Below are 12,994 nucleotides of genomic sequence, written 5' to 3'. Positions count from 1 at the left end.
GGCCAGGGACGACTATTCGTCATCCTGGTCCGAGTTGCTGGTGTTGCGCTTGACCACATAGGCCAGCCCCGCCAAGGCGATCGCCGGTGCGATCATGCCCTTATAGAGCGTGTGCTGAACCCCTTCCGCGATCGACGCGTAGGAGCGGTCAGGCAGTTCCGGCATACCCAGTTTTTTCAACGGCACACCCGCGATATGCATCACCTGGGTTCCCCCCACCTCATGCTCACCGTAAATATGCTGCTGATAGGTGGGCGCCGTCTTCTCATGGGTATGCAGCGCGTCATTCACGTTGCCCCGTGGATAGGTGTAGGTGTCACCCGCCTTGGCGGCGAGGCGTCGCTTCGCCTCGGCCAGCAGATCCTTACGCGGACCAAACAGCGTAGCGCCGGTCGGACACACCTCGGCACAGCCCGGCAACAGCCCCTGGGAGATACGCTCCACCCCGGCCTGATTGCAGAAGAAGCACTTCTGGATCTGCCCTTTGGCGTTGTGGAATTCGTATTGAGGGATGCTGAATGGGCAACCCACCATGCAGTTACGGCAACCGATACAGGTATCCGGGTTGTACTGCACAATGCCGGAAACTGGATTCTTGGTCAGCGCGGAAACCGGACAACCGGATACACAGGCCGGATCGACGCAGTGCATACAACTCTTCTTGGCAAATGAAAAACCGTCGATCTCTCGATCTTTCTGCTCGGAGTTACCGTTCTTGTATACCTTGATCACGTTGTAGGTTGAGCCGGACACCCCGCGCGAGGCGTCGTACTGCACATCCTCACCCATGGCCACAGGCGGCAGACCGTTGATCTCTTTGCAGGCCCGGACACACGCCTTGCAACCGACACACAAGGTGGCGTCATAGAGGATACCGATGGCATTCTCCAATGGCTCCTTGTTGGGCCTGGCCTCGGCGCTACCGGCACTGCAAAGTGCGGCGGCTCCGCCGGCTGCGGCTTTAAGAAAATCTCTACGTTTCATAACGCCCCCTTAACCCTGACTGTCGCCGTCACCCGCCTTATCGCTATTTCCCAGCTTTTTGGCAGCCATGGCTGTGGCGCCGACTGCGGCACCAATCACACCACCTACCAGTGCGGCAGCACCCGGCGTGGCACTGTTGGTTCCCGGACGGTCGTTGACATAAGGGAAGGCATTGGGTGGCGCATGGGTCTTCACATTCGCCAGCTGATGAATACCTTTGGTGAATCCCACGCCTTGCTCGGTACACCCGAAGCAGGGATGGCCCACTCCGACCGGCCAGGCACCACCGCCCACATCACCGAATTCAACGGCGGGGCAGTTGGCGTAGGTCTCGGGACCTTTACAACCCAGTTTGTAGAGGCAGTAGCCCTTCTGATGACCCTCGTCGCCAAACTCCAATGCGAAACGCCCGGCGTCGAAGTGGGGACGGCGCTCGCAGTTCTCGTGGATCAACCGGCCATAAGCAAACTTGGGTCGGTTCAGGTGATCCAGCCCCGGCAGTTTGCCGAAGGTGACGAAGTGCAGCACGGTGGAGAGGAAGTTATAGGGGTTGGGCGGGCAACCGGGAATAGTTACCACCGTCTTGTCCGGTAGGATATCCGGGGCACCCTTCGCTTCAGTGGGATTGATGCCACTGGAGGGGATACCACCCCAGGAAGCGCAGGAGCCGATGGATACGATCGCCGCCGCACCTTCAGCCGCTTCCTTTACATGTTCCAACATAGTCTTGCCACCGATCTTGCAGTAGATGCCGCCATCCTTGACCGGTGTCGCCCCCTCAATCACCAACAGGTACTTGCCCTTGTTGGCTTTCATGGATGCCTGCTTGGCCGCTTCCACCTGATGTCCGGCCGCAGCGGCCAAGGTCTCATGGTAGTCCAATGAGATCAGATCAAGGATCAGCGTCTCAATGGTGGGGTGCTCGGAACGTAGCAGGGATTCGGTACACCCTGTGCATTCCTGACCATGAAGCCATATTACCGGCGGCCTCGCCTTTGGACTGGCAACCGCCTTGGCCATCGCCATCGCATCGCTGGTGGTCAGTCCCATGGTCGCAGCTACGCCGGTACAGAACTTCATAAAGTCCCGTCGCGATACGCCCAGTCTCTTCTCGAGTTGCTCGAAATTGCGCTCGTCGTTCATTAACCCCTACCTCAATTGTCGGTCCTGGAAGGTTAGTTATCTGGTATGTCTGTGCATCTGGCAGTCTCGGTGCCGCCATTCCAGGGGTAAGTACAATTTCCATGCCAAGGAAAAGGTAGAGTGGATTTTGATCAACGATTCATGGGCTTGGCAGGACATCTGACATATGTCAGATGCCAGTATCGGAAGGAGAAATTTCAGTAAAAACTATAAAGCGGTAACTTTGTTGTCATATTTAGAGCAAAAATCAGACATGACCATTTCCCACTCTTTTGCCCTGGAAATAGAGATACCATAATATTTCCTCAGCCACTCAGAGCACGAATGGCGTGCCACTGACGTGACAGCGATTCACGATCATCCGGATGGGCGATGGCTATCAGCGCCTCGGCCCGCTCATTCAGGGTCCGACCATACAGGTTGGCGACACCGTACTCGGTAACGATGTAGTGGACATGGGAACGGGTGGTGACCACGCCGCCACCCGGCTTGAGCGTTGGCACGATACGCGAGGCGCCATGGCGAGCCCGGCTTGGTAGGGCGATGATCGGTTTGCCACCTTCCGACAGCGAGGCGCCACGGATAAAGTCCATCTGCCCCCCAACACCCGAAATAATGCGGTGGCCGATCGAGTCGGCGCAGACTTGACCGGTCAAATCCACTTCGACGGCGGAATTGATGGCGGTAACGCGCGGATTCTTGGCAATCTCGTGAGGCGAATTCACCCAATCGATCCGCGCCTGGATGACCGACGGATTATCGTCAATAAAGTCATAGACCCGCCGGGAACCCATGATAAAGCCCGAAACCGTCTTACCGCGGTGGGTCTTTTTGCACGAATTATCTACCGCGCCGTTTTCGATCAGATCAAGCAGGCCATCCGACCACATCTCGGTATGCACCCCCAGATGGCGATGCCCCCGCAACGCCGCCAGCACCGCATCCGGAATGGCGCCGATCCCCATCTGCAGGGTGGCACCATCCTCAATCAGCGCCGCCGCATGCTCGCCGATTGCCCGCTCTACCTCCCCTAATCGGGGGCGCGGCACTTCCGGGATCGGGTCATCCACCTCGATGCAATGGTCGATTCGTGAGATATGGATAAAACCATCCCCATGCACCCGCGGCATTTGCGGATTGATTTGGGCGATCACAATTCGTGCCACATGGATTGCTTCCAGGGCCACATCGACACTGCAACCCAGGGTACAAAACCCCTGTCTATCCGGGGGGGAGAGATGCACCAGGGCCACATCAATCGGTCGTTCGCCGGAGCGGAACAGGGCCGGTATCTCAGAGAGGAAACAGGGTAGATAATCGACCCGACCGCCATCGAAATAGCCACGCATATTGCCACCCACGAACAGATTGGCGACCCGGAAACTCGCCGCAAAGTCCGGATCGGCATAGCGGGCCTCGCCAAAGGTGTGCAGATGCATCACCTCTACATCCCGAAGTCGGCCGGCATGGGAAACCAGCCCCTCGATCAAGCGCAACGGGGTCGAGGCGGCTCCCTGAACAAAGATCCGTTGCCCGGAATCCACGACTGACAACGCTTCATGCGCATCTTTATGTTGTTTCATATTGATTACCTGATTCCCAGTGTCGGATTTTAGGCGTAAAATTTGGCCGCGTGGCCGGTGGAGTGAGTCATTCTACTTCAGATTGGCGGTCGGTTAGATGAGCTAAGTCAGAACTGGAAAATGAGCAACAACCCTGAAAACGGCACACGCCGTGTCATCGCGGATAAAGAGTGCGTCTTTTACGACGGCTACTGGATCCGCTACTACCCCACCCCGGAAAACACCCTGGCGAATCGTAAAAAGCTGATTGACGATCTGACCCGGCGCGCCTTCCATCACACAGAAAGCGGCATCAACACCCCGGGTGAAAGGCTGGAAGAGGCGCGCGAAGCCTATGAGCAGGAGCATGACCCGGCACGTAAGCGGGTTAATGGAGCCATGCTGGCCGGCGCCCTGTTCAATCGTGCTTCCGACATCTTCAATGCCATCGTTGACCTGGAAGCCAAGGGCGTCAAGGTCAGCCCGGATAATGAGCTGATGGTCCGCTGCGGCGATTATTTCAAAGAGGCGCTGGAACTCGGCAAACTGGTCAAGCATTACAGCGGACACGAGGGTATCGACGAACTCTGGGGTGAGCCCTTCAAGGCGTTTTCCCAACCACTGGACCATCTGTTCGAATCACGCTATCGCAAGATCGCCCAATCGATGAAAGATATCGACCGCATCACCACACACATGGTGAACAGCTTCATCGATGACGGAGTCTTTGGCGCCGCCGTCCCCTACATCCGTAACTACTGCCGGGCCGCCAAACAACAGATCGAGCTGATCAAACAGGATAAGGCGCTGTTTACCGTCTGGCCCGAGTTTGTGGCCGCACGGGAGATGGTGGAACAGTTCTTTATCAACCTGCCGATACCTTCAACACCGGAAAAACAGCAACATATTGATCAAGGCGTGAAGCTGATCACCGCAGGAACCCAACTTATCACCTATCTTTCAGGGGCCAGGGTACCCATGCCCAAGAGCACCAGTGAGTTTCTGGAACAGTGCCAGTTTTTCGATATGAATTGGTCGGCCAAGCCATAAAGCCAATCGTTGTCCTGTTTCAAAACTTTTGATCAAGCTACCGGAGAGACCGGTCATAGACGATCTGACCCGTACAACGATAGGTAAATTCCAGATCCGCAAACTGCTCGGCAGGGGTGCGACAGCCTCGGTTTATCTAGCCCAGGACCCGTTCTCCGACAATGAAGTGGCGATCAAGATTGCCCATCAGAATATTTTTAACGAGCCGGTGAACGGCGCCCGCTTCAAGAAGATGTTCATCAACGAAGCCAGCCTGGCCGGCAAGCTGCGCCACCCCTATATCGTCACCGTATTCGATGCCGGCACCGAGCGGGACATGCACTATATCGTCATGGAATACGTCAACGGCTATACCCTGCGGCGTTATACCAAAGCGGAAAACCTGCTGCCGATCCATGACGTGGTGGAGATTATCTTCAAGTGCTGCAACGCCTTTGAATACGCCTTCGTCAATGGCTTGATTCACCGTGACATCAAGCCGGCCAATCTGCTCACCACCGGCGGAACCGAAATCAAGGTCACCGACTTCGGTACGGCCCTGTTGGCCGATTCCGATCTCACACAGGTGGTGGATGCGGTCGGCACACCCAGTTATATGTCGCCGGAACAGATCATGGGACACGAGCTGAGCCAGCAGGCGGACATCTACTCCCTGGGTGTGGTGATGTATCAATTGCTGAGCGGTAAGTTACCCTTCACCGCGGAAAACCAGTACGACCTGATCCAGAAGATCTCCCATAGCCCGCCGATCCCACTACGGGATGTGCGGCGCGACATACCCAAAGGAATCGTCCGCATCGTCGAGCGCTGCATCCGCAAAGAGGCGGCGGACCGCTATGACAGCTGGGCCGATCTGGCCTGTGATCTGGCAGCCGAGCATGAGCAACTGGAACACGCCTCCAATGTCGATGTTTCGGATACCCGTAAATTCAATATCCTGAAGACGCTGCCGTTCTTCCACGACTTTACCGACGTGGAGCTATGGGAAGTGTTGCGGATCAGCAAGTGGCGCCGCTTCCGTGAGGCCAAGACCCTGATCGATGAGGGCAAGATCGGCGGTTCCATCTTCATCCTCGCTTCCGGCGACGCCCGCATTATGAAGAACGACGCCTTCCTCGGGGTGATTGAGGCCGGCCAGTGCTTCGGTGAGATGGCCTATATCCACGGCATGAAAAAACCGCGCAGTGCCAGCGTGGTGAGTAACTCTCCGGTCACTGTGATCAAGATCCGTACCGAGGCACTTCAGCAGGCTTCGAGTCAGCTGCAGACCAAGTTCAACAAGGTACTGATGCGCACCCTGGCCGACCGGCTGGAAAAGACATCCATGATGGCCTCGGCGCTCTAGGCCGGGCGCCGTGCATTCCCAATTGCCGTGGGATTGATCCGGTTTCGTAGGGGCAACCCCGTGGTTGCCCTTGGGGATCGCACCGAACCTGGGCAGGCACGGGGCCCTGCCCGACGGTTGGCCGGATGATTGGATTTCTCGTTCCCACGCTCCGCGTGGGAACGCATAAACCACACCGGCTCGGCAACATCATTCAGCAGAGGGAACAGACCGATGCCCCGCCCTCCCGCACCACGTTTTCCACATCATACTCCCGCAACCGTGGCGTCAGATCCCGTACCATTAATCTCGGTTCAGTGAAGGGTGCCAAGCGCTCCAGGAAATCCAGGAGACTGAAGGTGGGACTGGCGACAAAGAACTGGGTGCTGGGATAATCCAGCCAGAGCTGATCGGCGTAGGCATAGAGTTCGTAAGGGGTATCGCCGGTACCGTCATCGTTTTGATCAAAGCCGGCATAACCGCTCCAGAAATTACCGCGCCAGCGATTCTTCATTGCCCCACCACCGTTGCGTACCGCCACCGGAATATAGTTGTCGTGAAAACGGTTGGCATTAAGGTGGTTGCCGCCCCGGTCACTCAAAAAACGGATACCCACCGTGTTATAGGCAATCAGATTATTCTCCACCCGATTGGGCAACTCTTCATCTTCCGGCGACAGATCCAGTGCGATACCGATCGTGACATTGAAAATCCGGTTGCCCTCGATCACGGCGCTGGAGCTCTCCTTCAGACCGATGCCAACACCGGTGACATCCCGGATCTCCGCTACCAGATTGTTGCTGATCACCAAACCATTGGCCTTCAAGCCAAAGATGCCCGCTTCATTACCGACAAAACGGTTACCACTAATCCGGGTACCTCGGGAGTTGACCACATGCAAGGAGTAGCGTCCGCCCGTCACCCAATTGTCGGTCAGGTTGTTGTCATGGGAATCGAGTACAATCAGGTCCCGGGCATCCTCCACCCGATTCTGCATCACCTTGTTGCCATGGCTGTACCAGATGCGAATGGCATCACCGCGTTGGGCGACTTCCTTGACTTTGGAGCGAATCCGGTTACGCCGCACGATGCCATATTCGGATTGATGCAGGGCAATACCGAACAGCACATCGTCCAGTACATTGTCCTTGATGACATTGAACTTGCCAGACACCCGGATCCCGGCATCCAGTTCATTATGCCGATCACCCGATCCGGTGATCCGGAGATGGCTCAGCCGGGCCCCGTCCGTATCGATGGTGACCACCGTACCCTCACCGCCGCCGTCGATAACCGCTTCGTTGCCGCCGTCCAGGGTCAACGGCTTATCGATCCGCACCGGACCGCTATAGCGGCCGGGGGCGAGCTGTAAGGTACTGCCGGGTTGGGCCGCATCGATCAGCGGTTGCAGCGGCGTGTCCGCCGCCACAGCGAGTGGCAACAGGAGGCAGCAGAGCAACAGGTACTGGGCAAAGCGGCTTAGCAAAGGTAACCTCACTGGCTGGAACGGTGGAGTCATTCTCCCTGCGTCGCGGAACGGCCCGAGTATTTCGAGAGCGGTCCCGGAGCGGCGCAGCTTAGCAGGCGATGTTAAAACATTAATTGATATGGGTTAAGCAGTATGAGCAGAACAGTTTTGATCACCGGAAACAGCAGTGGATTGGGGCGCGGATTGACCGAGGCTTATCTGGAGAAGGGCTGGGAAGTATATGGTGTGAGCCGTCGCGGTTGCACCGACCTGGGCGGCAAGTTGAAGGATATCCGTTGCGACTTGACCGATTACGAGGCGGTACCGCTGGCGATGGAAAATCTGCTAATGGGCATCAGCCATCTGGATCTGGTGATTCTCAACGCCGGCGTCCTCGGCAAAATGCAGGATCTGGCTGACACCCCCCTGCAGGATATCCAACCAGTGATGGATGCCAACGTCTGGTCCAACAAGGTGCTGCTGGACTGGCTGTTGGGATCGGGGATCCGCATTGACCAGATCGTGCTCATCTCCTCCGGTGCATCGATCAACGGCAGCCGGGGGTGGGGCGCCTATGCCCTCTCCAAGGCAACCCTGAATATGCTCACCCAACTTTACGCCCATGAATTCCCCCACACCCACCTGACGGCGCTGGCACCGGGACTGGTGGATACGGCGATGCAGGACGTGCTGTGTGACCCGGCACAGGTGGATGAGACACGCTTCCCGTCGGTTGCCAAGCTGCGCGCCGCCCGCGATACCGCCGACATGCCCAAACCGGGGGAGGCGGGACAACGGATCGCGGAAGCGATCCCGGGCCTGAAACAGTTGCCCAGTGGCAGTTTCGCGGATATCCGCACCCTGGATAGACACTGAGCAGGGCGATGCCGGAGATCATCCTCAGCACGCTGAACGCGAAGCACATACACGCTTCCCTGGGGCTGCGCTATCTGTACGCCAATCTGGATGAGCTGCAACCGCGGGCGGCTATCCGCGAATTCACCATCGAGCCCTGGCCGATCGACGTCGCCGAACAACTGCTGGCAGAGCAGCCGCGCATTATCGGCCTCGGTGTTTACATCTGGAATGTGGAGCGCACTCAGCAATTGGTGACGCTGCTCAAACAGATCAGTCCGCAAACACTAATCATATTGGGCGGACCGGAAGTGAGTCATGAGTGGCAGGGGCAGCCACTGGTGGAGCAGTCAGACTACCTGATCACTGGACAGGGCGATCTCGCTTTCGCCCAACTCTGCCGGCAACTGTTGCAGGGAGAACGGCCGATTCAGAAGGTGATCGAGGCACCGCCACCGCCACTGGATGCCCTGCAACTGCCCTACGCCCACTACTCCGACCAGGATATCGCCCATCGACTGATCTATGTCGAAGCGTCACGCGGCTGTCCTTTCAAATGTGAATTCTGCCTCTCGGCCCTGGATAAAAGCGCCCGCCCTTTCCCGCGCGAGCGCTTCATGCAAGCCCTGGAGCAACTCTATCAACGGGGTGTCCGGCATTTCAAGTTTGTCGACCGCACCTTCAATCTGAACCCGGAACAGAGCGTAGCGCTGCTGAAATTCTTCCTCACACGTCTGGATGAACAGCTGTTCCTCCATTTTGAAGTGATCCCGGATCACCTGCCGGAACGCCTGCGAGCCGTCCTGAAGCGCTTCCCCACCGGCTCATTGCAGCTGGAGATCGGCATCCAGAGCTTCAACCCAGAAGTACAGAAAATCATCAGCCGCAAGCAGGACAACGACAAGAGCCGGGCCAATCTGCACTGGCTAAGAACCGAAACCCAGGCTCATCTGCATGCCGACCTGATTATCGGCCTGCCCGGAGAAGACATGCACAGTTTCGCCGACAGTTTCGACCGTCTCGTGGCACTCGCCCCCCATGAAATCCAGGTCGGTATCCTGAAACGGCTCAAGGGTTCACCCATTATTCGCCACAGCGAACCATTCCGCATGCGCTACAACCCGGCCGCCCCCTATAACATACTCTGTACCGACCGGATCGACTTTCCCACCATGCAGCGGCTGAACCGGTTTGCCCGCTACTGGGAGATGATCGCCAACTCCGGTCGGTTCCCACAGACACTGCCGCTACTATTGGGCGAACAACCCTTTAAACGATTCATGCAACTCAGTGACTGGCTGTTCGCCAATACCGGGCAAGTCCACCGCATCGCCCTGAAGCGGCTGTTCGAACTGCTATATACCGGTTCGGTCGAATCGTTGGAAATCGATCCGGCGGCGGCCAGACAGACACTGGAGTCGGACTTTTCCCGCTCCGGCATCAAGGGGCGTCCCACTTTTTCGCAGCCCGTCAGCCCCTCCGACGCCGACACCGCCGACCGCACCGTTCGGTTAAGCACGCGCCAAGCCAGGCATCGATGAGGTCGACAATCTGCCCCGCTACGTTGGACCCCCTTTCCGGGGTATGATAATTTCAGTTCAAGCCCTCAACCCTGCGACAGGGACAACTCATCACAACGTGCGCGTATCATCTGAATCGTATAATCAGAATAGCGATACGTGCAGACAAAAAGGAATGTCGAACCATGAAAGTACTTCGTAACCTGACCGCCTGTACGCTCCTGCTATCCACTTCATTGCTGAGCGCGACGGAGACCGGGCAATATATTAAAGAAGCCGAGGCCTACCTGAAGAAAGGTGAAGCCAAGGCGGCGGTCATCCAGCTGAAAAACGCCCTACAGGAAAATCCCTCCAGCATTGAAGCACGCCTGATGCTGGGCAAGATCTATCTCCAGGCGGGAGACGGCCCGTCGGCAGAAAAGGAGTTCGAGCGGGCCAAAAAGCTCAATGCCGCAAAGAGTTACTGGGAGTTGGATCTGGCCCAGGCTTACCTGATGCAGGGTAAATTCCAGGAGATCCTCGACAACATACAGGAAGATCCCCGTAGCGATGTCGAGAACCGGGTAACCATCTGGCTGCTGCGGGGTGACGCACACCTCGGTCTGCGCCAATACCTGGAAGCGCGTAGCGCCTACAACGAAGCCAAACAACTCCAACCCGAATCCCAAAAATCGATGATCGGCCTGGTGATGGTCGACGTAGCGGAAAATAATCGTCCGGAAGCGCTCAACAAACTGGACACCCTGCTGACGACTTACCCGGACAATACCACCGCACTGGTACTGAGAGGTGAGCTGAATATGCAGACCGGGGGTACCGAATTGGCCCTCGCCGATTACAACCGTGCGCTGGAACTTCAGCCGGATAACGTACAGGGGCTGCTGGGACGGGCGCAAATCAACCTGGCCGGTGGCAAGCTCGAGCTGGCAAAAAAGGATGTGGAGAAACTGCAGACGCTGGCACCGGGGCACCCCAAACTGCTCCACCTCAGTGGTGCAATCGCGTTGTTGGAGAAGGATCTGGATAAGGCGGAAACCCTATTGCAGAAAGCGCTGAATGCAGACCCCAACAATCTGCAGACCCAAACCCTGCTGGGCGCCGTTAACTTCTATAAAGGCAATCTGGAAGCCGCCCATGAATATCTCAGCCAGGTCCTCAAGGCGCGGCCAGGACTGCTGCCGGCCATCAAGATGCTGGCATCGGTACAACATAAGCTGAAACAGTTTGACGCCGTGGTCAAACTGCTGGAACCGGCCTATCGGCAATACCCGAGCGACCCACAACTGATGGCCATGTTGGGTACCGCCTATATGCAGGTCAAACGGTTCCAGGAAGGGTCCGATCTGATGAGCCGGGCGATCGAAATCTCACCCAATCTCGCCGCCTACCGGACGCAACTGGCGCTGGGTCTGCTGGCCCAGGGAAAAAATAGCGAGGCGATCGAGCAACTGGAGAACACCATCGACATCGACAAGGATTTCGTCCAAGCGGATATCCTGCTCGTACTCTCCCACCTGAACAAAAAGGACTATGACAAAGCACTGGAAGCAAGCCAGGCGATGGAGAAGAGAATGCCGGACAACCCGATCGGCTACAATCTATCCGGTCTGGCCTACATGATGTCGGGAAAAATGGAGCAGGCAGAACAACGTTTTGAGAAGGCGCTTGAGATCGACCCGAACTTCACTACTGCCGAAGCCAACCTGGCCCGCATGGCGCTGCAGAGGAATGATGTCAATCAAGCTCGTTCCCATTACGAAAGCGCCTTAAAGAAATCACCCAAGAACGCCAACCTGCTAATCGGACTGGCTGAGTTGGCCCGGCGAGACGGTGACGCCGAACGGATGCACGAACTGCTGGAACAAGCGCAAAATGGCGAACCGAAAACCACTCGTCCCGGCCTGATAGCGGCCCAGGCTTATCTAGCGGAAAAGCAACCGCTCAAGGCGCTGCGCACCACCAGTCAACTCGCCGCCGATTTTCCGGGCCATCCCGCCGTCCTGCTTATTCACGGAAAAGCACAGCTGGCAGCGGGCGACGCTATCAATGCCGTCACCACTTTCAGAAAACTGACCGAGCAGCAAAAAAACGCCGAGACCCTGCAATTACTGGGCAATGCACAACAGGCGGCCGAACAGCCGGATGCCGCCCGGGAGAGCTACCAGCAAGCGCTGGAGGAGAAACCGGGATACGTGCCGGCACTTATCGGCTTGTTCAGTCTGGAATTGAAGGCCGGCCATCATGAGCTTGCCCTGAATCACGCCAAATCAATTCAGCAGGCACTGCCGGACAATCCCACCGGTTTCGAGTTTGAGGGCACGGTCCTGGCTGTACAGGGCAAGGTCAAGCCTTCCATCGATCTGTATAACAAGGCCTATACCCTACAACCCAGCGAGCGCTTGGCTATCCCACTGGCACAACAGTATGTGCGTGCCGGTCAGACCCAGCGCGGCCTGGACCTGTTGAAAGAGTGGGCCGAAAAACCCTCGGACACGCAAATAGCCCGGATCAACCTGGCGGGTATGCAACTGGCCCAGGGAGAGCATGACGCCGCCATTCAAACCTATGAAAAAGTACTGCAGGCAGACAGCAAAAATCTGGTAACGCTGAACAACCTTGCCTGGCTCTACTCCACCCGGGGTGACAAACGGGCGGTGGACCTGGGTAAACGCGCTTACGAGCTGGCTCCCACCCGTTCCGAAATTGTCGACACCTACGGCTGGATCCTGGTCCAGACAGGCGATATCCAGGAGGGCTTGAACATACTCAAACAGGCCGCGGAACTGAATCCGAAACATCAGGAAATCATCTATCACCTGGGTTATGCACTAAACAAGCAGGGCGACAGCAGGGCGGCCAAATCCCAACTGCAACGAGCTATCGCATTGGATGAAAACAGCAAGATGGCGCAAACCGCCCGCGAACTGCTGAAATCGATACATTAGGGCCTGTCAGCCCCACCCCCTGATCGTCCCGAATCAGGGGGTGGGGATTGATTGCGAAAAACTTTCCCCCTATCGCACCACGTCGGACCCATCCGCACCATTGTGTTTGTGCAGTAGTCAACGGTCACCAGTTAGGCCATAAT

General features: G+C 57.0%; 9 protein-coding genes. 5 read left to right on the top strand and 4 right to left on the bottom strand.

Annotated features, from left to right (window positions below; translation table 11 throughout):
• Positions 1-12 precede the first annotated feature (12 nt).
• The 3 genes from hybA to ACQY5R_RS08295 form a co-directional block, all read right to left on the bottom strand.
• On the bottom strand, positions 13-984 hold the full coding sequence (gene hybA, locus ACQY5R_RS08305; protein ID WP_428606870.1) for a hydrogenase 2 operon protein HybA: 972 nt from the start codon (positions 982-984) through the stop codon (positions 13-15).
• Positions 985-993: 9 nt separating this feature from the next.
• The gene (locus tag ACQY5R_RS08300) at positions 994-2,127 is read right to left on the bottom strand and encodes a hydrogenase small subunit (RefSeq protein WP_428606868.1); all 1,134 of its coding nucleotides are present in this window, start codon (positions 2,125-2,127) and stop codon (positions 994-996) included.
• A gap of 305 nt (positions 2,128-2,432) precedes the next feature.
• Entirely contained in the window at positions 2,433-3,710 is a 1,278-nt protein-coding gene (locus ACQY5R_RS08295; protein WP_428606865.1) for an acetyl-CoA hydrolase/transferase family protein, read from the bottom strand.
• 120 nt (positions 3,711-3,830) lie between these two features.
• Between ACQY5R_RS08295 and ACQY5R_RS08290 the strand changes: the two genes are divergently transcribed.
• Positions 3,831-4,739, top strand: a complete 909-nt coding sequence (locus ACQY5R_RS08290; protein WP_428606862.1) for a hypothetical protein — start codon at positions 3,831-3,833, stop codon at positions 4,737-4,739.
• Positions 4,740-4,767: 28 nt separating this feature from the next.
• Entirely contained in the window at positions 4,768-6,084 is a 1,317-nt protein-coding gene (locus ACQY5R_RS08285; RefSeq protein ID WP_428606860.1) for a protein kinase domain-containing protein, read from the top strand.
• Positions 6,085-6,277: 193 nt separating this feature from the next.
• On the opposite strand, the gene nosD is transcribed toward ACQY5R_RS08285, so the two are convergent.
• Complete coding sequence (nosD, locus tag ACQY5R_RS08280; protein WP_428606857.1) at positions 6,278-7,582, bottom strand: nitrous oxide reductase family maturation protein NosD; 1,305 nt, start codon at positions 7,580-7,582, stop codon at positions 6,278-6,280.
• 102 nt (positions 7,583-7,684) lie between these two features.
• Here nosD and ACQY5R_RS08275 point away from each other — a divergent pair, with 102 nt between their 5' ends.
• The 3 genes from ACQY5R_RS08275 to prsT all read left to right on the top strand — a co-directional run bounded on the left by ACQY5R_RS08275 (position 7,685) and on the right by prsT (position 12,851).
• Entirely contained in the window at positions 7,685-8,407 is a 723-nt protein-coding gene (locus ACQY5R_RS08275) for an SDR family NAD(P)-dependent oxidoreductase (RefSeq protein ID WP_428606854.1), read from the top strand.
• 8 nt (positions 8,408-8,415) lie between these two features.
• Positions 8,416-9,927, top strand: coding sequence for a DUF4080 domain-containing protein (locus tag ACQY5R_RS08270; RefSeq protein ID WP_428606852.1), 1,512 nt, complete (start codon positions 8,416-8,418; stop codon positions 9,925-9,927).
• Positions 9,928-10,091: 164 nt separating this feature from the next.
• Positions 10,092-12,851, top strand: a complete 2,760-nt coding sequence (gene prsT, locus ACQY5R_RS08265; RefSeq protein WP_428606850.1) for an XrtA/PEP-CTERM system TPR-repeat protein PrsT — start codon at positions 10,092-10,094, stop codon at positions 12,849-12,851.
• The last annotated feature ends 143 nt before the right edge of the window (positions 12,852-12,994 follow it).

Origin of the sequence: Sedimenticola sp., assembly GCF_050289425.1 — a bacterium.
Lineage (GTDB): Bacteria > Pseudomonadota > Gammaproteobacteria > Chromatiales > Chromatiaceae > Sedimenticola.
Note: the sequence above shows the minus strand (reverse complement) of the source record. Positions and strands in the feature narration are given on the sequence as shown.

Excerpts from the sequence above, each read along its gene's own strand:
- hybA (WP_428606870.1), bottom strand. The coding sequence starts at position 984 with ATGAAACGTAGAGATTTTCTTAAAGCCGCAGCCGGCGGAGCCGCCGCA.
- ACQY5R_RS08300 (WP_428606868.1), bottom strand. The coding sequence starts at position 2,127 with ATGAACGACGAGCGCAATTTCGAGCAACTCGAGAAGAGACTGGGCGTA.
- ACQY5R_RS08295 (WP_428606865.1), bottom strand. The coding sequence starts at position 3,710 with ATGAAACAACATAAAGATGCGCATGAAGCGTTGTCAGTCGTGGATTCC.
- ACQY5R_RS08290 (WP_428606862.1), top strand. The coding sequence starts at position 3,831 with ATGAGCAACAACCCTGAAAACGGCACACGCCGTGTCATCGCGGATAAA.
- nosD (WP_428606857.1), bottom strand. The coding sequence starts at position 7,582 with ATGACTCCACCGTTCCAGCCAGTGAGGTTACCTTTGCTAAGCCGCTTT.
- ACQY5R_RS08275 (WP_428606854.1), top strand. The coding sequence starts at position 7,685 with ATGAGCAGAACAGTTTTGATCACCGGAAACAGCAGTGGATTGGGGCGC.
- ACQY5R_RS08270 (WP_428606852.1), top strand. The coding sequence starts at position 8,416 with ATGCCGGAGATCATCCTCAGCACGCTGAACGCGAAGCACATACACGCT.
- prsT (WP_428606850.1), top strand. The coding sequence starts at position 10,092 with ATGAAAGTACTTCGTAACCTGACCGCCTGTACGCTCCTGCTATCCACT.